23 protein-coding genes are annotated in these 22,236 nt (G+C 64.7%); 15 read left to right on the top strand and 8 right to left on the bottom strand.

The window, feature by feature from the left end:
- The first annotated feature begins 124 nt into the window (after positions 1 to 124).
- Positions 125 to 553, top strand: a complete 429-nt coding sequence (arr, locus tag LQD00_RS01635) for an NAD(+)--rifampin ADP-ribosyltransferase (protein WP_232715363.1) — start codon at positions 125 to 127, stop codon at positions 551 to 553.
- Positions 554 to 573: 20 nt separating this feature from the next.
- On the opposite strand, the gene LQD00_RS01630 is transcribed toward arr, so the two are convergent.
- A complete protein-coding gene (locus LQD00_RS01630; RefSeq protein ID WP_232715362.1) occupies positions 574 to 2,082 on the bottom strand; it encodes an APC family permease in 1,509 nt (502 codons plus the stop codon).
- A 211-nt stretch (positions 2,083 to 2,293) separates the two neighbouring features.
- Between LQD00_RS01630 and LQD00_RS01625 the strand changes: the two genes are divergently transcribed.
- From LQD00_RS01625 to LQD00_RS01610, 4 genes are all read left to right on the top strand, one after another.
- Positions 2,294 to 2,926: an LGFP repeat-containing protein gene (locus LQD00_RS01625; RefSeq protein WP_232715361.1), complete on the top strand. Its 633-nt coding sequence runs from the start codon at positions 2,294 to 2,296 to the stop codon at positions 2,924 to 2,926.
- A gap of 21 nt (positions 2,927 to 2,947) precedes the next feature.
- Complete coding sequence (locus LQD00_RS01620; protein WP_232715360.1) at positions 2,948 to 3,562, top strand: AMIN-like domain-containing (lipo)protein; 615 nt, start codon at positions 2,948 to 2,950, stop codon at positions 3,560 to 3,562.
- Positions 3,563 to 3,637: 75 nt separating this feature from the next.
- The gene (locus LQD00_RS01615) at positions 3,638 to 4,093 is read left to right on the top strand and encodes a nitroreductase/quinone reductase family protein (RefSeq protein WP_232715359.1); all 456 of its coding nucleotides are present in this window, start codon (positions 3,638 to 3,640) and stop codon (positions 4,091 to 4,093) included.
- A 116-nt stretch (positions 4,094 to 4,209) separates the two neighbouring features.
- A complete protein-coding gene (locus LQD00_RS01610) occupies positions 4,210 to 4,410 on the top strand; it encodes a hypothetical protein (RefSeq protein WP_232715358.1) in 201 nt (66 codons plus the stop codon).
- Positions 4,411 to 4,465: 55 nt separating this feature from the next.
- On the opposite strand, the gene LQD00_RS01605 is transcribed toward LQD00_RS01610, so the two are convergent.
- The gene (locus LQD00_RS01605) at positions 4,466 to 5,794 is read right to left on the bottom strand and encodes an oxygenase MpaB family protein (RefSeq protein WP_232715357.1); all 1,329 of its coding nucleotides are present in this window, start codon (positions 5,792 to 5,794) and stop codon (positions 4,466 to 4,468) included.
- Positions 5,795 to 5,954: 160 nt separating this feature from the next.
- Here LQD00_RS01605 and LQD00_RS01600 point away from each other — a divergent pair, with 160 nt between their 5' ends.
- Positions 5,955 to 6,524, top strand: coding sequence for a DUF488 domain-containing protein (locus LQD00_RS01600; RefSeq protein WP_232715430.1), 570 nt, complete (start codon positions 5,955 to 5,957; stop codon positions 6,522 to 6,524).
- A 67-nt stretch (positions 6,525 to 6,591) separates the two neighbouring features.
- Here LQD00_RS01600 and LQD00_RS01595 read toward each other — a convergent pair whose 3' ends face one another.
- Complete coding sequence (locus LQD00_RS01595) at positions 6,592 to 7,248, bottom strand: alpha/beta hydrolase (RefSeq protein WP_232715356.1); 657 nt, start codon at positions 7,246 to 7,248, stop codon at positions 6,592 to 6,594.
- Positions 7,249 to 7,259: 11 nt separating this feature from the next.
- On the opposite strand from LQD00_RS01595, the gene LQD00_RS01590 reads away from it, so the two are divergent.
- Both LQD00_RS01590 and LQD00_RS01585 read left to right on the top strand, forming a co-directional pair.
- Positions 7,260 to 7,538, top strand: coding sequence for an alpha/beta fold hydrolase (locus LQD00_RS01590; protein WP_232715355.1), 279 nt, complete (start codon positions 7,260 to 7,262; stop codon positions 7,536 to 7,538).
- 127 nt (positions 7,539 to 7,665) lie between these two features.
- Positions 7,666 to 8,919 carry an IS256 family transposase gene (locus tag LQD00_RS01585; protein WP_232715354.1) on the top strand — a complete coding sequence of 418 codons (1,254 nt, stop codon included), beginning with the start codon at positions 7,666 to 7,668 and terminating at the stop codon, positions 8,917 to 8,919.
- A 613-nt stretch (positions 8,920 to 9,532) separates the two neighbouring features.
- On the opposite strand, the gene LQD00_RS01580 is transcribed toward LQD00_RS01585, so the two are convergent.
- From LQD00_RS01580 to LQD00_RS01565, 4 genes are all read right to left on the bottom strand, one after another.
- A complete protein-coding gene (locus tag LQD00_RS01580; protein WP_232715353.1) occupies positions 9,533 to 10,141 on the bottom strand; it encodes a hypothetical protein in 609 nt (202 codons plus the stop codon).
- A gap of 28 nt (positions 10,142 to 10,169) precedes the next feature.
- Entirely contained in the window at positions 10,170 to 11,609 is a 1,440-nt protein-coding gene (locus tag LQD00_RS01575; protein WP_232715352.1) for a hypothetical protein, read from the bottom strand.
- A 752-nt stretch (positions 11,610 to 12,361) separates the two neighbouring features.
- Positions 12,362 to 12,637 (bottom strand): hypothetical protein, encoded by a 276-nt coding sequence (locus LQD00_RS01570; protein ID WP_232715351.1) that lies wholly within the window; start codon positions 12,635 to 12,637, stop codon positions 12,362 to 12,364.
- A gap of 64 nt (positions 12,638 to 12,701) precedes the next feature.
- On the bottom strand, positions 12,702 to 13,226 hold the full coding sequence (locus LQD00_RS01565; RefSeq protein WP_232715350.1) for an MspA family porin: 525 nt from the start codon (positions 13,224 to 13,226) through the stop codon (positions 12,702 to 12,704).
- Between the two features lie 893 nt (positions 13,227 to 14,119).
- Here LQD00_RS01565 and LQD00_RS01560 point away from each other — a divergent pair.
- The 7 genes from LQD00_RS01560 to LQD00_RS01530 all read left to right on the top strand — a co-directional run bounded on the left by LQD00_RS01560 (position 14,120) and on the right by LQD00_RS01530 (position 21,594).
- Positions 14,120 to 14,671, top strand: a complete 552-nt coding sequence (locus LQD00_RS01560) for an alpha/beta fold hydrolase (protein WP_308195913.1) — start codon at positions 14,120 to 14,122, stop codon at positions 14,669 to 14,671.
- A 307-nt stretch (positions 14,672 to 14,978) separates the two neighbouring features.
- Complete coding sequence (locus LQD00_RS01555; RefSeq protein ID WP_232715349.1) at positions 14,979 to 15,872, top strand: SGNH/GDSL hydrolase family protein; 894 nt, start codon at positions 14,979 to 14,981, stop codon at positions 15,870 to 15,872.
- 209 nt (positions 15,873 to 16,081) lie between these two features.
- The gene (gene eat / locus LQD00_RS01550; protein ID WP_006864924.1) at positions 16,082 to 17,527 is read left to right on the top strand and encodes an ethanolamine permease; all 1,446 of its coding nucleotides are present in this window, start codon (positions 16,082 to 16,084) and stop codon (positions 17,525 to 17,527) included.
- Entirely contained in the window at positions 17,524 to 18,933 is a 1,410-nt protein-coding gene (locus LQD00_RS01545; RefSeq protein ID WP_232715348.1) for an ethanolamine ammonia-lyase subunit EutB, read from the top strand. The genes eat and LQD00_RS01545 overlap by 4 nt, the downstream gene beginning before the upstream one ends.
- Positions 18,930 to 19,703 carry an ethanolamine ammonia-lyase subunit EutC gene (gene eutC, locus LQD00_RS01540; protein WP_232715347.1) on the top strand — a complete coding sequence of 258 codons (774 nt, stop codon included), beginning with the start codon at positions 18,930 to 18,932 and terminating at the stop codon, positions 19,701 to 19,703. The genes LQD00_RS01545 and eutC overlap by 4 nt, the downstream gene beginning before the upstream one ends.
- A gap of 216 nt (positions 19,704 to 19,919) precedes the next feature.
- Positions 19,920 to 20,495, top strand: a complete 576-nt coding sequence (locus LQD00_RS01535) for a hypothetical protein (protein WP_232715346.1) — start codon at positions 19,920 to 19,922, stop codon at positions 20,493 to 20,495.
- A 232-nt stretch (positions 20,496 to 20,727) separates the two neighbouring features.
- Positions 20,728 to 21,594, top strand: a complete 867-nt coding sequence (locus tag LQD00_RS01530; RefSeq protein WP_232715345.1) for a formate/nitrite transporter family protein — start codon at positions 20,728 to 20,730, stop codon at positions 21,592 to 21,594.
- Between the two features lie 2 nt (positions 21,595 to 21,596).
- Here LQD00_RS01530 and LQD00_RS01525 read toward each other — a convergent pair whose 3' ends face one another.
- Complete coding sequence (locus LQD00_RS01525) at positions 21,597 to 22,217, bottom strand: substrate-binding domain-containing protein (RefSeq protein ID WP_232715344.1); 621 nt, start codon at positions 22,215 to 22,217, stop codon at positions 21,597 to 21,599.
- Between the last annotated feature and the right edge of the window lie 19 nt (positions 22,218 to 22,236).

Genomic DNA, 22,236 nt, shown 5'->3' with positions numbered 1-22,236 from the left:
ACACGACGAAAATGTGTCGTTCCACCTTCAGTGTATCGCCGGGTACGGGGCTTGCGGCAAGGCCCCGGAGCGAATGCACAATGGCTCGGCAACTGTGCGGCGGGAAGGTTTTTCAGTGGCGAACATGGCAGATACACCCGAACGATTCGAGGTGCACGAGTCCGGTGCGTTGTTCCATGGCACCAGAGCGGACCTGCAGGTGGGTGAGTACCTGGTGCCGGGCCATCAGTCGAACTATCGGCCCGAGCACACCTCCAACTACATCTACATGACGAAGGTCCTGGACGGCGCGGTCCTGGCTGCCGAAATAGCCCGAGGTGACGGCCGTTGTAGGGTCTACATCGTCGAACCGCAAGGCCCGGTGGAAGACGATCCGAACGTGACGGACAAGAAGTTCCCGGGCAACCCGACGCATTCGTATCGCAGCGACCGACCCGTCCGGGTCGTCGGGGAGATGACCGACTGGGAGCCGCATTCCCCGGATTACCTCCAGCGGTTCCGCGAGGGACTCGAAGTCCTGAGGCGGGAAGGACGAGCGGTCCTCTACGACTAGTCGCGAACCAAACGACCGGTTCAGATGTCGACATCCTCGGCGGCCGGGTGTTCGCGGGGGCGCTCGTCGGTTCCACCGAAGACGTCGTGGCCGGGTTCGGTGTCGAGGACCTCTCGCCGGAAGACCAGCATGAAGGCGAAGTAGACGCTGCCGAGGAGAATCAGACCTCCGACGATGATGACCGGGACGGTCGCGTCGGTGGGGGACACGAGGATGACGATCGCACAGACCGTCCACACCAGAGCGACCACTGCGACAGGCAGCTCGAATCGGCCGAGGTCGAAGGCTCCGGTCCGTCGATCGAGGCGCTTGCGCACGACCAGGTCCAGCGTGACGACGAGTCCGTAGGTGATTGCGGGGAACAAGGTTCCTGCAGTGATGAGTTCGATGAGCGCGTCGCCTGGGATCGCGATCATCGCGATGATCCCGATCACCAGTGGGAGCACTGTCGCGGGGATCGGGGTCTGAGTTCGGGGGCTGACCTGCTTCATGAGGCGGTGGGCGGGGAAGCGGCGGTCGCGCGACATCGCGAACACGATACGTGCGCATGAGGTCATCGAGACCAGCCCGCCACCGAAGAAGGCGATGGCGATGACCACCAGCAGGATTCGTTCGGTGGGGGCGCCGAGTTGGTCGCGCATGATCGTCGCCACCGGCGACCCCGAGGCGGTCACCTTCGCGATGTCGTCGATGGCCACCGTCAGACCGATGAGGAACAACATCCCCAGGATGCCGGCGGCGGCAACGGAACCCACGATCGCCCGGGGGACCGTGCGATGGGGATCCTTGGCTTCCTCGGCCATGTTGGCCGCCGATTCGAAGCCGACCAGGGTCGCCAGGCCGACGATCATCACCGCCATCAGGCCGCCACCGAAGGCGAAGTAGTTCGCCGAATCCACTGCGACGCCGCGTGATCCGAGATTGCTGACCGAGCCGTCGCCGGTGACGGCCACTGCCACGAGCAAGGCGATGACGAGCACGATCACAATGGTGACCTCGACCCCCACGGCCAAGGAGTTGATCAGTCCGACGAGTCGGGTGGATGCGATCGCCAGGGCTGCCTGCACGAGCAGGACGACCACCGTGATCACGCGGGCGGTCTGTTCGTCGGGTGCCATGTTGAAGAGCGGCATCAGGCATTGGCTGGCCATTGCGAAGTCGATCGCCATCAGGCCGGTGACCAGATAGCAGAAGGTCAGCCAACCGAAGATCCACCCCACGCGCGGGTTGGCCAGTCGTGAGGCCCACTGATACGACGAACCGCTGAGCGGGATGCGTGCGGCGAACTGTGCGATGACCAGTGCCACGAGCAACTGGCCGGCCAACGCGATCAGCCAGGTCCAGATCCCCACCGGCCCCGAGTTGTTCAGCAACATCCCGTAGGTGCCGAAGATGCCGACCACCACCGAGATGAACGCGAAGGAGACGGCGAACACCTGGAAGGACCCGAGGGTGCGTTTGAGTTCTGGCTTGTACCCGAATTCGGCGGACACCTCGGTCGCATCGTTTCGGGATGTCTGATCGCTCATAGGGCCTCCGCCGCTCAGGTCTGGACCAAAGCTAGAGAGCATCGCTGGAAAACGTCGCGAAACGCCGAAACGTCACCCGGTTGAGCTAACGAGAAGACGTTATTGAGCAGGTGCTCCGGCTATTCGTGTCGTCTCTGTGATCGATTGATTCGAGCCACTTGATCGTGAGCTGAACTAACGGCGTATCCGCTGCATCCGTATGATCACGCCCATGTCTGGTCTCTCGTGTCTGCTTCGACGCGCCTCCGATGACACCCGCCCCGCCGTCGGCCGTCACCGGTCGCGCTATGTCTCGGTGGGCCTGGCGATCGTGGCCGCCGCGATGTCTCTCGTTGTTCTCGCTCCGAACGCCCACGCCGATCGGGTGATCAACGGGATCGTTGTCGGGGGGAAGATCGAGGAGGCCTACTCCAAGACCGGTGGTTCCTGGAAGTGGGGCGCACCGACCGGTCCCGAGCGAGCCTCGGCCAAGCATGGTCGTTACCAGAGCTTCGCCCGTGATGTCTCGTTCTATTGGCACCCTGCCGTCGATGGAGGTACGGCTCATCAGGTCGGCGGCGCGATCCGGACCCGCTGGCAGAAGATCGGCGCCGAGCGTGGCGCGCTGGGCTTCCCGACGACCAACGAGTACAAGTCGGGCAAGGGACGGACCAGCGACTTCCAGGGCGGCACGATCACCTGGTCCGCGAACGGCGGCGCCCAGATCGTGTGGGGCGGGATCATGCAGAAGTGGCGTGCGCAGGGGGCCGCGAAGGGGTACTACGGCGTCCCGCTCGGTGGCGAGTACCGCATCGGCAGCCGCTTTGCCCAGGACTTCCAGAACGGCACCATCTTCTGGCCCTGACCCCCGGTAGCGTGGGCGCTCATGATGCGTGTGCGCGCCGCGCTGGTCCCGTTCGTCGCTGCTTTCGTCGTCGCGGGGTGTTCTGCTGTCGACGGTGAGCCTGACGATGGCGGCGGTGCCGCGTCGACGGTGACCGAGACGGTCACGTCGACGCCTCCGTCCACGCCCGGTTCGACGCCGTCCGATGTCGCGATTGATGGCGGGAACCCCAGTCCGAAGACCGCGCCCGCGGGTGAGGGCGCCCGACTCACCGTCACCGACATCCGGACCGGCTCGCACGACGGATTCGATCGAGTCGTCTACGAGCTGGGCGGAAGCGGGCGGCCCGGCTGGCGCGTCGCCTACGTCCACGAGGCGCTCCAGGACGGAAGTGGCTTCCCCGTCGACGTCGCGGGTGAGGCGATCCTGGAGGTCCAGATCACCGGGTCGGCATACCCCGGCGACAGCGGCGTCGAGCCGTATGGCGGCCCCGATCCGGTTCGTGCGCAACCCGGTGGCTCGGTGGTGGAGGTGCGGGGTGCGCTCGTATTCGAAGGCGTCACACAGTCTTTCATCGGCGTGTCCGAACCCGGAGCGCCGTTCACTGTCGATGTGCTGACCGATCCGACACGACTGGTGATCGACGTGCAACGCTGACCGGGCCGCTGGTGGTGTACGCGCCACCGAAAACCTAGTACGGTGTACGGAGTAAGGCGCCGGAAGGAGCGACCAATGCCCACGTCACCGCGAACCGCCACGCCTCCGCGCTGGCTGAAGCCGATGAACAAGGTGTTCCTGTTCCTCCAACGCTTCGGTGGGATGAAGGAGCTACCGGTCCTCATCGTGCCCGGCAGAAAGAGCGGGAAGCCGCGGCGGACGCCGCTGACCGTGATCACCCTCGACGGAGAGCGTTACCTTCTCGAGGGGTTCCCCGGCGCCGACTGGGCTCGCAACGTACGCGCCGCCGACGGACTCGCACAGTTGTCGATCCGCGGCGACGTGACCGATGTCCGGCTCGTCGAACTGCCCGCCGACCAGGCGGTCCCGGTACTCCGCGCCTGGCCTGAGCTGTCGGGCAGCGACGGCCCGAAGATGATGAAGGACGCCGGCGTGGTCACCGACGTCACCCCCGATGCATTCGCCGCCGTCGCAGGACGCTGTGGAGTGTTCCGAATCGACACCCGCTGACCCGCTTGGTCGCGCTCGGGCTCCGGTAACCGGCAACGAAATCCGATGTTTACCGATACGAACGAATGGTTATGTACCTTCCCGGTCAACGTATCGGAACGCCAGGAGGCACACGCATGGTCGCACTCATCGTGGGACTGTTCGCCCCAGTGGGGCTCACGGTGTTCACCGTCGGCATGGAACGTTTCCAACGCCGCATGGAGCGCCCCGGCACCAAGCGAGACGACTCGCTTGCTGCTGTTCCCGAGGCCGGCGTCACGCCGGCGCCCGCTTCCGAGCGCCCGAGCGGGGTGCCGACAGGTCTGAGGCTCGCCTGACCTTTGGGTGCCGCTCGATCCGACCACTGCGCCCGACCTGGCGCCGGTCTGGTTGTCAGTGCGCGTACTCGCGGGAATCCGTTGTGTACTCGGGGATTCCGTAGTCGTCGAGGCGTCGCTTGACCAGCTCGGTGATGTACTGGTCGGCGAGATCCTGCAGCACCGGGAGCCTGCCTGCGAAGCGGACCGCAGCGAATCGGCTGGTCAACCACGGCGCGGTCGCCGCTGCACGGGCGAGATCGGTGACCGAGAGGTCGACGCCCATGTCGGCGGCCTTCTTGAAGTTGCCCTCGCAGAACGCGGCGGTAAAAGCCAGTTTGCTGTAACTCTTTTCGACGGCGTCCGCTGCACGGTCGAAAGTGCTCGCAGACGGGCGCAGGTAGGCGTCCATGGTGGAGCTGACGAGTTTGCGGCAGTCGTCGTCGTAGCCGTAGCGCAGGGTTGCGGCGCGCGCGTTGAACAGATCGACGATCTCCTGTGCGGAACCAGGCAGCAGTTCTTCGGGTAGGCCGAGCAGGAATCCGCGGTAGCGGTGGAACTCGACCATCGCCCGCTCGTCGTAGGGCAGATCGCGGTTCGCTCTGACTGCTTTGTCGGCCTTCTGGTACGGCCCGATCATGCCCGCCGGGAACTGATCGATCTGGGGGACCGGCAGACCATAGACCCTGGTATCCCAGGTTCGCTTCTTGCTGTTGTTTCGGCCGGTTCGCTGCAACGCGTTGAACCGGACCATCGAATGCATCAGCCGCACCATCACGGTGGCCTCGAAACCCGGGCTGAAGCGCTCGAGACCGCCCGGCAGTGCCGTGACCGCGAAGTAGGCGGTGGTCTCGTTGACCCGGTGTGCGGCGCGGGTGCCCGACAAGGCGCCGGTGATCGTCATCGGCAGTGCCGCATAGCTGTTGGTGAAGGTCGCGAGGAATGCGCCCCGGGTCATGAAGGGTGACACGAGCGCGGCATACAGTCGGGAGTACGCAGCGCCGTCGTCGATGAGACCGAAGTCGATCCAGTCGGGCTTCTCCTGCATCACCGCGATGAGTTCGCCGATCTCCGGGGGAGCGTCGGAGACGTTATCCGCGCCCTCGCGGCATACGCGTCGGACGAGATTCACGAGTTCGGAGACCGGATACCGTGCAGCCAGGGCAGCGACCCGATCGGCGGGTACATCGGCCAAGAAGGTGGATGTGTGGACCAACTCCATCAGACGCGGGTCGTTCAGGTACTTGTTGCGATCGCCCAGTCGGCGCGGCAGTGCGGACGTCACGTCCGGGTCGGTGGTGAATCGCTCCGGGGTCGTGTCGAAGTCGAAGTCGCCGTACAGCTCGGGCAACTCGTCGGCCTGCCGCGCGACTCGCTCTGCCAGTTCTGGGTAGTAGTTAGCCATCCCGACCTCTCAGTCACCGCCGACGTCCGTGCTGTCTCTGTCATTGGAGCAGGTCCGGCGATCCCGGATGACCGATTTGGGACAACTGGTCGAAATCGTCTCACAACGGTGGGTGCAGATGGCCGGTCACCGGCTCGATTCGACCACCTACGATGAGGACATGCCGGCACCCACGAGATCGGCGCGGGACGTCGGGAGAGAACCGTTCTTCACCATCGGGCACTCGACCCACACTCTCGACGAGTTCGCGGGCCTGCTTCACGAGAGCGACATCGAGCTTGTTGTCGACGTCCGAAAACTGCCCGGCTCGAAGCGATATCCACAATTCAACCAAGACGCGCTTGCGTTGGGTCTCGAAGATGCGGGGGTCCGGTATCGGCGCGAAGAGGCTCTCACTGGACGACGCCCGGTGAGCAGAGACGTGCCTTCCGGTGTCAACGGCTGGTGGGAGAACCGGAGCTTCCACAACTACGCCGACCACGCGTTGTCCGATGAATTCGCCGGGGCTCTCGACGATCTGCGCGACATCGGCCACAACTCGCGCGTGGCTTTGATGTGCTCCGAGGCGGTGTGGTGGCGGTGTCATCGTCGGATCATCGCGGACCATCTCCTGGCTTCCGGCGAGGACGTGCGTCACATTCTCGGCCCCGGCCATGTGGACCTGGCGATCCTCAGCTCAGGCGCGGTCATCGGGCGGCGGGGGCAGGTTGCCTACCCCGCAGGTCGGTGAACACCGCGGAGCAGAGGGGCGGTGGCGATCTGCTCGTACTTGCATCGACGGCGAGCTGACGGCGGTGTCACCGCACCGACGCGATGGCTTGTGCGATCACGGCGGTCACTGCTTCCGGGTGGGATATCAGGGTCAGGTGCGACCCGCCGTCGAAGATGGTCACCTGTGAGCGCGCCCGCCGTGCCATGGCCTTCTCCGACGTGGGCGTGATGATCTGGTCACCACTGCTGATGAAGTACCACGAGGGGATGGTCTGCCACGCCGCGAACTTCGACGGCGTGCCGAAGGCCGCGGTCGACGCCGCGCGCTGCGTCGCCGACAGTCGGGTGGCGTGGACGGCGGGTAGGTCGCCGGCGAAGTGCCGCACAAAGATGTCTTTCTTCAGGTAGAGGTCGGCAGCTCCCGGGGGCGCGCCCGGATACGGGAGTGTGTCGAACAGTTCTGCGTCTGGCTTCCTCTTCAGGACGGAATCCGCTCCGCTCAGCGAGCCGTTGGTCTCTCCGACGGCCGGAGCCGCGGCGTCGACGTAGACGAGTGCCCTTACGCCGGGGTTCCCCGCCGCTGCATTGGTGATGACCGAACCCCCATAGGAGTGCCCGACCAGGACGACCGGGGCGGGCACTGTCCTCAGAAAACTCGCGACGTACTCGGAATCGGTGGTGAGGTTCTCCAGGGGGTTGGCGATCGCCCGCGCCTCATAGCCCCGCCGCTGTAGCGCCGACACGACTCCTTCCCATGCCTGGATTCGGTGAAGCCCGAGTTCCCGACGGGTTCGGGTACTCGGCGGTCGACTATGCAGGCGTCATAGGTCAGCAGCTCGATGAGCTCGCCATCAGAACGGCTCACCTCGTGGTCCACGACTTCGGGGGCCCGTGGGGCTTGACCTGGGCCGCGGACAACCCCGGCCGGGTGGGAAGCGTGACCCTGCTCAACACCGGAGTGTGGCTCGGTTACCGGTGGCACTGGGCGGCACGGGCCTACCGTATTCCCGTGGTGGGGGAGTTGACGAAGTAGTGCCCCATAGAGTGGTGTAACTCGGTGGCCGAGTTCGTTATCGACGTCGTGTCGTTAACGGATGCAGAGCGGCCACCGCGTGATCCTTCGAGTCAACCTTCCACAGAATCCTCGAGGAGTCATCGCGATGACCGCACCCCACATTGTCGACCCTGCAGGCCTTCTTGGCCAAGCCCTGGCCGAGGCGTCACCAGATCTGATGCGTGAGCTGCTGCAAACCATGATCAACGCGCTGCTGTCGGCCGATGCCGACGCGGTCTGCGGAGCCGAATGGAACCAACGCACACCAGAGCGCACCAACCGCCGCAACGGCTACCGCCACCGGCCACTGGATACCCGCGTCGGTACCGTCGACGTCGCCATTCCCAAGCTACGTTCGGGCAGCTACTTTCCCGAGTGGCTCCTCGAACGCCGCAAGCGGGCCGAGTCAGCACTGATCACCGTCGTGGCCGACTGCTACCTCGCTGGAGTCTCGACCCGCCGGATGGACAAGCTGGTCAAAACTCTCGGCATCGACTCGCTGTCGAAGTCACAGGTCTCACGCATGGCCACCGACCTCGACGAACAGGTCACAGCGTTCCGCCATCGTCGCCTCGACGAGGTCGGGCCGTTCACCTTCGTCACCGCCGATGCGTTGACGATCAAAGTCCGCGAGAACAAGCAGGTCGTCAAAGCCGTTGTCCTGCTGGCGACCGGTGTCAACGGCGATGGCCACCGCGAGGTGTTGGGCATGCAAGTAGCGACCAGCGAAACCAAAGCCTCCTGGAACACCTTCTTCGCCGATCTGGTCGCCCGCGGGCAGGGCGGGGTGCGTCTGGTGACCTCTGATGCCCACGCCGGACTGGTCGAGGCGATCGCGGCGAACCTGCCCGGCGCCGTGTGGCAACGGTGCCGTACCCACTACGCGGCCAACCTGATGGCGGTGTGCCCCAAGTCCATGTGGCCGGCGGTCAAAGCGATGCTGCACAGCGTTTATGACCAGCCCACCGCCACTGCCGTGCACGAGCAGTTCGACCGACTCCTGGAATACACCGAAGGCAGACTCCCCAAGGTTGCTGACCATCTCGGTGACGCTCGAGAGGACCTGTTGGCCTTCACAGGGTTCCCCGATGACGTGTGGCGACAGATCTGGTCCAACAACCCCACCGAACGACTCAACCGCGAAATTCGCCGCCGCACTGACGTTGTGGGTATCTTCCCCAACCGTGACGCCATCATCCGACTCATCGGCGCGGTCCTGGCCGAGCAGACCGACGAGTGGGCCGAAGGCCGCCGATACCTCGGCCTCGAGGTCCTCACCCGATGTCGACTGACCCTGACCACCGACACCACCACAACAACGGAGGCCACTACCGACCCGCTGATCGAACTGCCTGCCTGAAAGCGACGAAGGATCAGAAACGAGTTACACCACTACCTGGGACTTGACCGTTGGTGCCTGGCAAGACATCCTCGATGCGGGTGCCCAAGTGGACCAAGGTCGCGCGCGGAGACGAGGCAGGGACCCTGTACTGGTCCAGGATTCTCAGGCCGACAGAGCGGTTGCCGGCCTTCGTGGTGCCACGCTGCGACAGTGCCCGGCTGGTTCGCGGATGGGCTGCGGCGATCGCGGCCGCCGCGGCCAGCACCCATGCACCTAGCGGGAGGGGGTCGTCTCCATTCCCTGTACTGGCGATATGGTCGCCGCTACCTCTGATGCTCCGAATGTCGCTGTGTAGCAGTTGGGTTGGAACTTTCTGAGGCAAGGTTGGAGGAGTGCGCGAATCGATGCATCCGATGCAATATGCAGTGCTTTACTGGTAACCCTGCATATTCGATTTCTGCATATTCTCGGCAGGGGACAGTGCGCTCAGTGAACGTTCTTCGAGCTGTACTTGGAAGGTCGCCGAACCGATTCGGCAGACGTTTGGTCGTTGACTACCGCGGCGTGGCCGTAGTCCTGCTCGCCTCGCCCTGCTTTTGTTGCTCGTCAACGAGCGTCACAGCGAACCCGGCTACGTTGAGTCTTCCTCTGTCCGGGCGTCGGGTTGCCACCGGGCTCTGAGGATCGGCTCGAGTTCTTCGGGGGAGAGTCCGGTGGCCACTTTGGAGAGGTGTAGTTCGGAGAGGCTGCGGCGGCCGGTTTGGTGGTAGACGGTCAGCTCGGAGGTGAGTTCGGAGCGTTCCGGGCCGCTGATTTCCAGGTCAACGACATTATCCCATTCGACAATTTTGGGTCTACGTAAGCCGTACTGCACTGTCAGGTACTCGTCGTCGATCGAAAGTGCCAAGAGTGTGTGACTTGGGTTGAACAGCATTACGGCGATACCGACGAGTGCTGTCGCCCCGAAGAAGATCACACCCAGAGTGCCGACAATGATCCACGGAGTCGATGGCAACCGGGACAGTGGTAGGTCGCCAAGGACAGCGGCTTTGTCGCCGAAGGCCAGCCATGCCGACGCCAGCGTCATTCCTGTTCCGCAGACGGCTAGCGACCAGGTGAGCGTTCTTGGCGTTTCCAGGGTCCAGGATTCGTCGAAGGCTCCTGAGGTGTCGAGCGTGGGGCGATAGGCGAGGAGCGCGAGCCCCAAGCCAGTAAAAATGGTCCCGATCAATAGCAGCACTTGCCCGCTCCTGTCTAAAGGGTCGGCGTCATCCGAATAGCTTGTTCCAGGCGTTGCGCGCGCCTTCGCCGATGCTGCGCCCGTAGCTACTGCCTACCCACGCTCCAATCCCGGCGCCGACGGCGGCGCCGATTACGGTCCCGACGACAGGCACTACCGACCCAGCGCCAGCTCCGATGGCTGCTGCGGTCGCCACTCCTGCGAAGGTTCCTACGCCAGCGCCGGCGGCGCCTCCGAGCGTGGCGCCGGCGAGGCCGCCTACGGTGGAGCCGACAGTTTCGGGGACGGGGGCGCCGTTCGCGAGGTCAATTCCGCCGGCACCGATGGCAGCTATGGTGCCGGCCGGGCCGGCGCCTTTGCCGAGTATACGAAGCCAACGAGCGGCTGCGGCGGCCTCACCGGGGTTGAGTGCGTGACGCCCTGGTTGGGCAACTAGTCCGCCAGCTTCGAGGAGTCCGCGTGCGCCCTCCATGGCTGTCGAGAACAGCGCTCCTCTAGTGTCCGCGTTGTTGGGAATCCGAACAAGCGACACGTTGCCGTCGGGTCTAATGTCGTAGGACAACCCGTCAGAGTGCTCGATGCGGATGGTGTCGTCGGGGTGTACCTCGATGAGCGCGGATACTCCGTCGCCGATGTCAGTCGCAATGACGGTGCCGTCTTCGAAACCGTAGATCAGACCACCGTTGGGTGCGGTCTGTGCGGTGGTCGCGAGTGTATCGGTGCCGTCGGGAGCGGTGCGGTAGTACTCGGGTTGTCCGTCGGCTCCGGTCCGGACGTTGACCACGCCGACGTCTTGACCGAGGTAGTTGTTGGCGAGCCAGTCGTTGTAGCTGAGTTGTTGGCCGGGGGCTGGTTCGGCCCCTTGGGTGGGACTGCGTTCAGGTTCAGGTCCTGACGGCTGGTCGGTGATTCCCGCGGTGAGTAGCTCCGAAAGTCCGCTTTTGTCGCCGTGTGGTGGCTGTTGCGGCGCGTCTTGACCGACGTCTTGGCCGAGGTAGTTGTTGGCGGCCCAGTCGCCGTAGCTGAGTTGCTGGCCGGGGGTGGGTTCAGCGCCCCGGGTGGGGCTGGGCTCGGTCCCGGTTGTTGTGGGTGGGTCCGTGATAGGAGCGGTGAGCAGGTCGGCGAGACCCTCGTTGGTCGAGGGTGTCTGTTCTGCTTGCTCGGCTCGGGCCTGTGCCTGCTGTTCGGAGGTGACCGGTCCGATGAATCCTGCGTCGCCGGGTTGAGGTATGAGGTGGGAGGTCTGTGTTGGGTCGGCAAGGATGGGATAGCGGGCATCGGCGGCGGGCTCGACGTGTTGGATGAGGTCACCGTTCTCATCGCCGGTGTACGAGGTCTTCTGCGGTTGGCCTCTGGAGTCGAAGGCCCAGGGTCGGGCGACATGGCTGACCGGGTTGCCGTCGCGGTCGTAGACGGTTGCCGAGCCGTCGGGGTTGACTTCGGTGTGCCCGCCGGGAGGCACGTTCATGGCGAACCGGTAGGTGGTAGGGGAGGTTTCGTCATGAATCAGGACCATCCTCGAGGGGCCAAGTGTGGCTTGCGTCGACCCTCCGCGCGTCAGGAGTGACCTGGCTCGCGGGTTGGCTGCGGCGATGGCTGCAGCGCCGGCAAGAATCCAGATCGGCAGCGGGATTGATGTTCGCTCATCGGTCGGGGTGTCGAGTCTGGCGACGGTTTCGGTTGGAAGGGTTCCGATGTCCTTGGTAATTGGGGCGCTATCGGTAGGTGCGTTGCCGCCGGTGCTGTTTGGTGCCGAAGGCGCGGACGGTACCGGTTGAGGTGCTTCTCTGATGGGGGCACCTGACTCGGGTGGAGCGGGTGTGACCGCACTGTCTGCGGCAGGGGAATGAGGGTCGCGCTGCGGGGACTGCTGGCCGGGGACGGGGACGATCGGGGTGCCGTTGCCTTCGCCGGGGCCGGGTCCGGGGTTGCCGGTGATACCGGGTCCGTTGTTTGAGCTGGTGTTGGCTGGTCCTGTGAGGGGTGGTGGAGAGTTCTGTGTGGGTGGTGGGGTGTAGGTGGGGACGCTGATGCAGGGCCAGCCGGCACCGTATTGTGCGCGCATCTGATCGCACAGTGGGTCGGCTTGGGCGGTCGGCTGGGAGCCGGTGAGTGCTGCCGAAGTGATCATGGCGGTGCCTGACAGAGTGGCCGCGAGAGCGAGAAGGGTTGTCGCACTGCGATGTCGGCGCCTGAGTGCAAAGCGTGTGCGGGTTTGGGTCATCGGTTACCGACAACCTTCCCGAGAATTGCGTCGGCGCCGCTCCAGAACCAGCGTCCCGCGATGGACATGAGGAGGAAGAATCCGAGGAAGACGGGGATCTGGCCCCAACGCTGGCTCCATTCGCCGAGGTGGTCGAGGTTGGCCGCGGCCAGGATCAGCAGGATGCAGCCGGCGACGAACAACGCGGCTTTGGTGACGACGGCGCGTCGGCCACCGCTGTCGGTAGGTGTGGCGTGGGCAGGTCCACCGGAATTAGTGGTGTTGTGAGACATGGATGTTCGATTCCCCCGAAGTCGAAAAGCCGAAAGTCTTGAGACGACTCAGAACAGAGGCGTGTCAGAGGTAGTGAGGCTGTCCGTACACATTGACGGTGTTGTCATTGGCCGGTGTGGAGATCGCGACCGTGACGTAGGAGCGCACCGCGACCGGACCGAGGCAGCCATCAACCTTGACGTGCACGCCATCGACGGTGAGCCCGGCGGTCGGTCCGGCGAGTTTCTTTGTGCCGAATGGGATGTTGGCGATGGTGCCAGGCTTCAAGGTAGTGGAGATGTTGCCGTTGGCTTGCGCGCCGACAATCAGCGCCGGCGGCCAAGAGATGGACATCTGGGCGGTGGGCCCGGCGGTCACTCCGAGGGTAAGTCCGGAGGTGACGTCAGTGTTGCAACCGATCTGGAAGCCGGCGCTAACGGTGCCCGCGGACACCGCGACCCGGCCTGCGCCGGAGATCCGTCCTTCGCCGCGTAGCGACAGGAAGCCTTCTCGGGTCCACGGTGATTGGTTGAGGGGCCGTACGCTTCGCACCTTCTCGTGCGCTTTGACGGCAGTGATCCGCCAGCCATCGGCGGTATGCTTCGACACCGTTTGATCAGCGAACGAGTATGGTCCTGCATCAGCTATGGCTGCGCCAGACGTGACCCCGAACGCGACCGTGGCTGCGGCGCAACCCGCGACCATCAGGCGACGCGCTGGTGACGCCACTACACCCCGCATATTCAACACTGGAAACCCCCGTTTTGTTAGTGTGAATGAGTGTAGACCATCACGGGGGGTGTCGATTGGCTAGCGCGACCGGACAGGTGTGCCTCGTATCACACCTACTCGGCAAGGAGTTGGCGGGCTGCGTTGATTTCGGCGTCAAGTCCGGCTGAGGAATGTCGGGTCGGTGCTATTCGAGGTCTGCACACTTAGCGCGCCGGCTCCGGTTCGTAGCCGACGAATCGATGCTGTCAGTCCGATCCGAATGCTGCTGTACGACAAGCCACGCCACAGGCTCAGGCTCTCGGGGGTCGTGAAACCTTCGATGCTCCGAATGTCGCTGTAACAGTTGGGTTGGCGCTTGCGGGGGCAAAGTTGGAGGAGTGCGCGAGCTGATGCATCTGATGCAATATGCAGCGGTCTAATTGACATAATGTATCTTATCGGCACTTACCTAGGACGGGTTGGAACGGTCTCTTGCAGCCCCAGTATCGCAGCCTGTTCCGCAACTGGTTTCGATCGCCGGCACGCGGTGGCGTGGTTTGTCGGGTCGATCCTCGGTCGAGGTGCATATCGACGCTCACCGAAGTCCTCTTTCGTCGTTGATCGCGTCGCATTCCTGGCGGCTAGCCCCCTTTCTCCTATACGCAGCTCACCCTTAATAAAACGTCACTGTGACGAATAGCTGAACTTCAATGCCCCTTCAGAATCGCATTGTCTAAGCTGCTGTCGGACGTCCTGCCTGTGAGTGTCACGGCACCCCGTGGTCATCATGGCTGTGGAGGCCCATCGCCACCGCGCTGGCCCAACGGCACACGGTCTACCTCTGGGACATGCCTGGCTACGGAGAATCCTCGAAATTCGACGGACAGGACGTGTCCCTCGCCGTCCAGGGCGATGCTCTGGCCGCACTGGTTGATTCATGGGGCCTCGATCGACCCATCGTCATCGCACACGACTACGGCGGCGCGGTGAGCCTGCGGGCGCACCTTCTTCACAACACCGTATTCCGAGCGCTGGCGTTGGTTGATGTGGTAGCCCTAAGTCCTTGGGGCTCACCATTTTTCCGACTGGTAGCCGACATTGCTGACGTATTCGCGCAACTACCCGCGGCCCTACACCAAGCATTGGTCCGTGAGTACGTCGCCGGCGCCGCGCACCGCCCGATTCGCGACCTCGACCACGACGCGCTCGTCCGCCCCTGGCTCGGCGACCACGGTCAGGCCGCGTTCTATCGACAGATAGAGCAGGCCGACGAGCGTTACACCCGCGACATCGAGCACCGCTACGACCAGCTCGCACTTCCGGTTCTCAATAGTGTGGGGTGAACGGGACGCCTGGATTGCTCTCGACCGGGCGCACACGCTCGCGGCCACTATCCCCGGCGCCGAACTCCGCATCGTCCCTGAAGCGGGCCACCTCATCCAGCTCGACGCCCCTGAACGCCTCACCGGCATACTGCCGGATTGGCTCGCCCGACTCCCTCACTGGGTTGAGTTGTTTCATCACGACGTCTCGATGTACGCAAAGAAAGTTCGCGCGCGACCGTGGATTGGTTCGGACCCAGTCGTGCTAGTCTCATCAGCAACATCAGCAACATCAGCAACATGAGCACCACGATCTGGAGTGCCCCGAATGCCCGTGCCGTACGGCCACAGCAAGCGCCGACGACTCGGCATCCGAACCATGCTGACTACCGCGGCCACCGCCGCCGCCCTTGTCGGCGGACTCGTCCATGCCGGCGCGGCCCAGGCAGCCGACGGGCATCCGTACGTCAACCTCGGTGACAGCTACAGCGCGGGCGCATCGGTATTTCCCCAGGCGACGAATGCGGCGATGTTCTGCTCCAACTCGCTCGTCAACTACTCCCACCTCGTCGCAGAGCAACGCGGGACCCCGGTAGTCGATGCCAGTTGCTCAGGCGCGACGACCGAGGATCTGACTCGGCCGCAACACTTGTGGCAGGGACCGCAGATCAAGGCGGTAGGACCGGCGACCCGCCTGATCACCTTGACGATCGGCGCGAACAACAACGGGTTCTTCAGTTTCGCGACGTCGGCCTGCCAGCAGGCCTGGTTGTCGGCCCCGTTGTCGGCCACTCCGTGCCGCGATAGGTACGGCACCTCGGTTGTCGACAAGATCAAGTCCTCGACCCATCCCGACCTCGTGAAAGCGTTGCGCGGAATCAACCGCGCCGCGCCGCGGGCCCGCGTGGTCCTCGTCGGGTATCCGCAGATCTTCCCCGCCAAGGGCTCTGCTCTCTGCTCGGCGTCGTTGCTCACGACGCCTGGAGATACCGCATACCTTCACCGGGCCTTCGTCGCCCTCAACGACGCCATGCGCCGCGCCGCCGCAACCACACGGGCCACCTTCGTCGACATGACCAAGGTCTCCGCCGGCCACGACGCATGCGCGGGCGCTCGGCGGTGGGTCGAGCCGACGTTGGGTGCGGTCAGCTTCCCGGCGATGCACGCCAATGAACTCGGTCAGAAGGCGATGGCCGACCAGGTCGTGGCCGCACTGCGCTGAGGGCCTCTCCGAGCACCTACTCGCCCAGTCTTGCCGATCGGGCGGCATGTCTGTCCCGACGTCTCACCGCTACGTTCCCTGCCCTTTCGGACAGCCCACCACCTGACCAACCTGGTTGCAACGTTGCTCGCCTTAATGTCAGGCGTCACGTTTACGGATCACTGTGGCCTGGGTAACTGGGTCCAGGTCCTGTCCCGAGGAGGCCGGTCATGGCTATCGACGAATCTCAGAGTCCGCACCACCACATCGGTGGCGTGGACAGTCACGCGGAGTCGGCGGACTATCTCGCCAAGCGGCAGCTCAAGGGCGGCACCGCCGGTTGGCTGCTGCTCGCCGGTCTAGGTGTGAGTTACGTGGTCTCCGGCGACTATTCGGGCTGGAACTTCGGTCTTGGACACGGCGGCTTCGGCGGTCTCGCGATCGCCGCGGTCGTGATCGCCGCTATGTACCTGTGTCTGGTACTGGGAATGGCCGAGCTGTCCTCGGCTTTGCCTGCGGCCGGCGGTGGTTACACCTTCGCCCGTCGCGCACTCGGCCCATGGGGTGGATTCGCCACGGGCACTGCGATTTTGATCGAGTATTCGATTGCCCCTGCGGCGATCGCGACATTCATCGGCGCCTACGTCGAGTCGTTGAACCTGTTCGGGATCACCGACGGCTGGTGGGTGTATCTGGTCGTCTACATGATCTTCATCGGAATCCACCTGTCCGGCGCAGGTGAGGCGTTGAAGGTGATGTTCGCGATCACCGCCATCGCGTTGGTCGGTCTGATCATCTTCGCCATCACCGCCATCGGACACTTCGACGTCGCCAACCTCACCGACATCGCACCCAACGACGCCGCCGGGTCGTCGTCCTTCCTTCCGTTCGGCTACATCGGTATCTGGGCGGCCATTCCGTTCGCGATCTGGTTCTTCCTGGCGATCGAAGGTGTACCGCTGGCGGCCGAAGAGACCGCCAATCCCGAACGCAATGTTCCGCGGGGCATCATCGCCGCGATCAGCGTCCTGCTCGTCACCTGCGTGACCGTGCTGTTCCTCACGACCGGCGCGGGTGGTGCCGGTCCGATGTCGGAGTCGGGGAACCCGTTGGTCGAGGCTCTGGGCGACTCGTCGATGGCCAAGGTGGTCAACTACATCGGACTCGCCGGTCTGGTGGCGAGCTTCTTCTCGATCATCTACGCCTACTCGCGCCAGTTGTTCGCACTCTCCCGAGCCGGCTACCTGCCGACGGTGTTGTCGGTGACCAACCGACGCAAGGCGCCCACGCTCGCACTGATCGTGCCCGGGGTCATCGGCTTCCTGTTGTCCCTGACCGGCAAGGGCGACCTCCTGCTGAACATGGCCGTCTTCGGTGCCGCGTCGAGTTACGTGCTGATCATGGTCAGCCACATCGTTCTCCGTCGCCGCGAGCCGGACATGAAGCGCCCGTACCGCACTCCCGGCGGCGTCGTGACCACCGGCTTCGCCCTCGTCGTCGCGGTCATCGCGGTCATCGCCACGTTCCTCGTCGACGTGGTGGCGGCCTTGTGTTGCCTCGGGGTGTTCGCCCTGTTCATGCTCTACTTCGCCGTGTACAGCCGCCACAAGCTCGTCGCCAACTCTCCCGACGAGGAGTTCGCTGCCCTCGCCGAGGCGGAGGACGACCTGCGATGATCTACACCCAGTCGATCTCGGGTACCACCTACACCTTCGACGGGTTGGTCGAACTCATGGCCAAGGCCACTCCACGCCGCTCCGGCGACGAACTCGCCGGGTGTGCCGCCGAGTCCGATGCCGAACGGGCCGCTGCGGCATGGCAACTCGCCGATCTACCGCTGACAGCCTTCCTCGAGGAACAAGTCGTCCCGTATGAGTCCGACGAGGTCACCCGACTGATCATCGACACCCACGACCGGGTGGCGTTCCAGTCGATCGCACATCTCACCGTCGGCGGATTGCGCGACTGGTTCCTCGAGACCTCGACTCGCGCAGACAGTGCCGATCAGATCGCCGCTGTGGCACCAGGGCTGACCCCGGAAATGGTCGCCGCCGTGTCGAAGATCATGCGCAACCAGGACCTGATCCTGGTTGCCGCGGCCGCGACGGTCACCGCGGCGTTCCGCACCACGGTCGGTCTCCCAGGGCGCATCGCCACCCGACTGCAACCCAACCATCCGACCGACGATCCGCGCGGTATCGCGGCAGCGACTCTGGACGGATTGCTGATGGGCTGCGGAGACGCGGTGATCGGCATCAACCCGGCTACCGACTCACCTCACGCCACGTCGGAGTTGCTGTACCTGCTCGACGACATCCGGCAGCGCTTCGGGATCCCAATGCAATCCTGCGTCCTATCCCACGTCACCACCACCGTGGACCTGATCGAGAAAGGCGCACCGGTCGACCTCGTCTTCCAGTCGATCGCCGGAACCGAAGGCGCCAACCGAAGTTTCGGGATCGACATGGCGATCCTGCGGGAAGCCAACGAAGCCGGCCGATCCCTGAAGCGAGGCACCGTCGGGGACAACGTGATGTACCTCGAGACCGGGCAGGGCTCCGCGCTGTCGGCGAATGCGCATCTCGGCACCGGCGGCAAACCCGTAGATCAACAGACCCTGGAAACACGGGCATACGCGGTGGCGCGAGTTCTCGAACCACTCCTGATCAACACCGTTGTCGGGTTCATCGGACCCGAGTACCTCTACGACGGGAAACAGATCATCCGTGCCGGACTCGAAGACCACTTCTGCGGCAAGATCCTCGGCCTCCCGATGGGCGTGGACGTCTGCTACACCAACCACGCCGAAGCAGACCAGGACGACATGGACACACTGCTGACCCTGCTGGGCGTCGCCGGCGCAGCATTCGTCATCGCCGTCCCCGGCGCCGACGACGTCATGCTCGGCTACCAGAGCCTGTCCTTCCACGACGCGCTCTACGTGCGTCAGGCACTCGGCCTACGTCCCGCGCCCGAATTCGAGACCTGGCTGGCCGGCCTCGGGATGGCCGACACCGACGGACGAATCCTGCCCGTCGACATGGTCAACTCTCCCCTGCGCTCACTGACGGTGGCCCGATGAACGCAGCCAACCAACCGGCCGAGGACCATTGGGCCGACCTACGACTGACCACGCAGGCGCGGATCGGGCTGGGCCGAGCCGGGAATTCACTCCCCTCCTGTCGAGTGCTCGAATTCAAGGCTGCTCATTCTGCTGCCCGCGACGCCGTGCACGAACCCCTCGACGTCGACGACCTGACCCGGCAGATCAGCCAGCTCGACATCGAACCGGCATTGCATGTGCGGAGCCAGGCCGACTCCCGCGGCGAGTACCTGAGGCGACCGGATCTCGGACGACAGCCCGCGGACCTGTCTCACCTGCCCGACGCCGGCGCCGACCTCGCCATCGTGCTGGCCGACGGACTCTCGCCGCGCGCACTCGCCGACCACGGGCGTGGACTGCTCGAAGCGCTCCTCGACACCCTCGGCGAGCGCTACTCGCTCGCTCCCCCGGTGATCGCGACCCAGGCCCGGGTCGCGCTCGGCGACCACATCGGCGAAGCCCTCCGTGCCCAGACGATGATCATGATCATCGGCGAACGCCCCGGGTTGTCGGTCGCCGACAGTCTCGGCATCTACCTCACCCATCTTCCGCAGGCGGGACGCCATGACGCTGACCGCAACTGCATCTCCAACATCCACCCGCCCGACGGTCTCGACTACACGACCGCCGCCGCGGTCACCGCGGCCCTGGTGGACGGCGCCCGGAAACTCGGGAGATCCGGAGTCGCGCTCAAGGACACCTCACGCGACCAACTCGCGGACAGTGACGCGCGCATCCTGGACGGCTAGATACCGTCTGGGCGACCCATGACAGTCGCCGCCGTCGACTGTCATGGGTCGCGGCGAAGACATCGTCGCCCTTTGCGGAGGTCATCGAGGCGGCGGCGTCCTCGGAAGATCGTCCTCCGGACCACCCGTCGGAGTGAGGGTGCAACCCCGCTGCAGAACGAAAAGCCATGTGCCGTAGTCTTTTCTCACGTGAATTCCGCTGCTGACGATGCTTTCATGACCGACCTCACTCCGCGTGTATGCGTGTGGTGCTCGTCCACCGAGGACATCGCCGAACTCCGTGGCGAACCGCGGTGCGGCCGCTGCCGCACCGCAGAGCAGACCATCGCTGCGGCCCGCGAATTCGTCGGCCTGTACGGCCTGCGGCCCCTGGGTGGATCGCTCGCCTCCGAGGACGAGGAAGAACACGAACACCGCGTGGCCGCGCGCGAGGCCCGAGTGCTGCTGAACCAGACCCGCTCGCAGACGCCTACGCGCACCAAGTCCAGGCCCGGGCAGCGCGTCGCGACCCGCACCGCGACCACCGCTTCGAAGGCGAGCAACAAGACGCCGGCCCCGAAGGCCCAGAACGACAAGTCCGGGGTCACCCGGCCGGACCGCGCCGAACTCATGAGCCGCGCCAAGAACCTGCTCGCGCAGCTCGCCGAGATCGAGGAGCGCCTGACGATCGCGCAGAAGGACTCCGGCTTGAGTGGCAAGGCCAAGGTGTCCGACCTGACCGCGAAGCGGGATTCGATCCTGCGGACGCTCGCCGCTCTGGAGAAGGCGAACCGGGCGCTGGAGCCGGCCTGACACTCCCCACGGACAGTGGCCCGCGGACCGGAAACCACTGCGTCGCAACCCGTTCGGATGCCCCTTCGCGCCGCATGCCCCTGATCGCCGGTGAAACACGCCGATTGCGCACCGGTCGGTTCCCCTGGGTGGTCGTCGACGACGCGTAGCATTTGGGTCGCACCTGCAGCAGCGCGGGACCGCCCAGGGGCGGCGCGTGCCGCCTGCCCCGCGTTCCGAGAGGAATCGCGCGATGACCGCGAACCAGCGCGACCACGAGGACGATCGGCGCGCGGCCGGTCGCGCGGACGGCCCCCTCGAACAGCAGCTCGAGGAGAGTTTCGACGAAGTCGTGACCGAGGGCACCGAACGCCTGTACCGGGCGGTGCGCACAGTGCTCATCACCGGCTTCTTCGGCGGGCTGGAGGTCGGACTCGGTGTCATGGCGATGCTGGCCGTCGTCCACGAGACAGGCAGCCACCTCTTGGGCGGCCTCGCCTTCAGTATCGGACTCATCGCGATCTACCTCGCGCACAGCGAGCTGTTCACCGAGGACTTCCTGATGCCCATCGCCGCGGTGGTGGCGCGTAAGGGATCTGTCCTTCAGCTGATCAAGCTCTGGGTCGGTACGCTGCTGGCCAACCTCCTCGGCGGCTGGGTCATCATGTGGCTCATCACGCGATCGTTTCCGGAATGGAACGAGACGCTGTCAGAGTCGGCACATCACTTCGTCGACGCCCCGTTGTCGTTGCAGAGCATCTGCCTGGCGGTCCTCGGTGGAGCCGTCATGACTCTGCTGACCCGGATGCAGCAGGGCACGTCGTCCGACCCGGCCAAGATCGCGGCGACTGTCGGAACGGCGTTTCTGCTCGCGGGTCTACAGCTGTTCCATTCCGTCCTCGACTCGCTGCTCATCTTCGGTGCGATCCAGGTCGGCGGCGGCGTCACCGTCGTCGGTTGGTTGTCGTGGTTCTGGTACACCGTGGCGTTCAACATCATCGGTGGCATCGTGCTGGTAACGGCCCTACGTCTGCTGCGGACCAAGGAACTGGTCGAGCAGGAACGCCGAGCGCCCGGGCCCGACTCGGACCGCAATGACGTGCCCTCCGAGAAGCCGTAGGGCTACCCTCTCGACGGCGTGTTCGCGAGCTCCACCGCCCGACGCAGCGTCTCCCGGTCGACGACATCGCCGGCGTTCATCGGCTGGGTCAGGACGCCCGACTCGGTCGCGATGTCGATCATGAACCCCACGCTGTCGTCGGAGAGCCCGCCATCCTCTGTCCAGAACGGATATTTCTGGATGAGGTCGTAGAGCTCTCGAAGCGATTGTTCGGACGGAGGTTCGTCGACGTACTCGCCGACCGCCGCTCGAAACAGTGCGAAGTCGCTCTTCAGCGTTGTCATCGCCCGCAGCGTGGTGGCACAGTATCGCGCGGCCAGTTCTCTGTTCTGTGCGAGCCAGCCCGCCTCGGCGGCCTGGGCCACCTTGAGGAAACCTGGGGCGTTCTCGTAGAGCGTGGCGATCAACACCGGTCGGTCCACCGTCGATCGGGCGGCGTCGAACTGCGTGTCGTGAATGACGGTGGCGTCGAGCTGTCCGGTGGCCCAGGCTTCCGTTCGGGCGGTTGCGTTTTCGATGATTCGCGGATTCGGGATCTCGTGCACGTCACGCGCCTCACCGATGCCGCTCAACAGCGCATTCAAAACGATGGCCCCTGCGCCGCCCGGGCTGTCGACGCCCACCCGGGTCTATGGCTCGAAC

Origin of the sequence: Gordonia metallireducens, from assembly GCF_021245825.1 — a bacterium.
GTDB classification, from domain to species: domain Bacteria; phylum Actinomycetota; class Actinomycetes; order Mycobacteriales; family Mycobacteriaceae; genus Gordonia; species Gordonia namibiensis.
The sequence above is the reverse complement of the archived record's forward strand: the minus strand, read 5'-3'. Positions and strand labels throughout refer to the sequence as shown.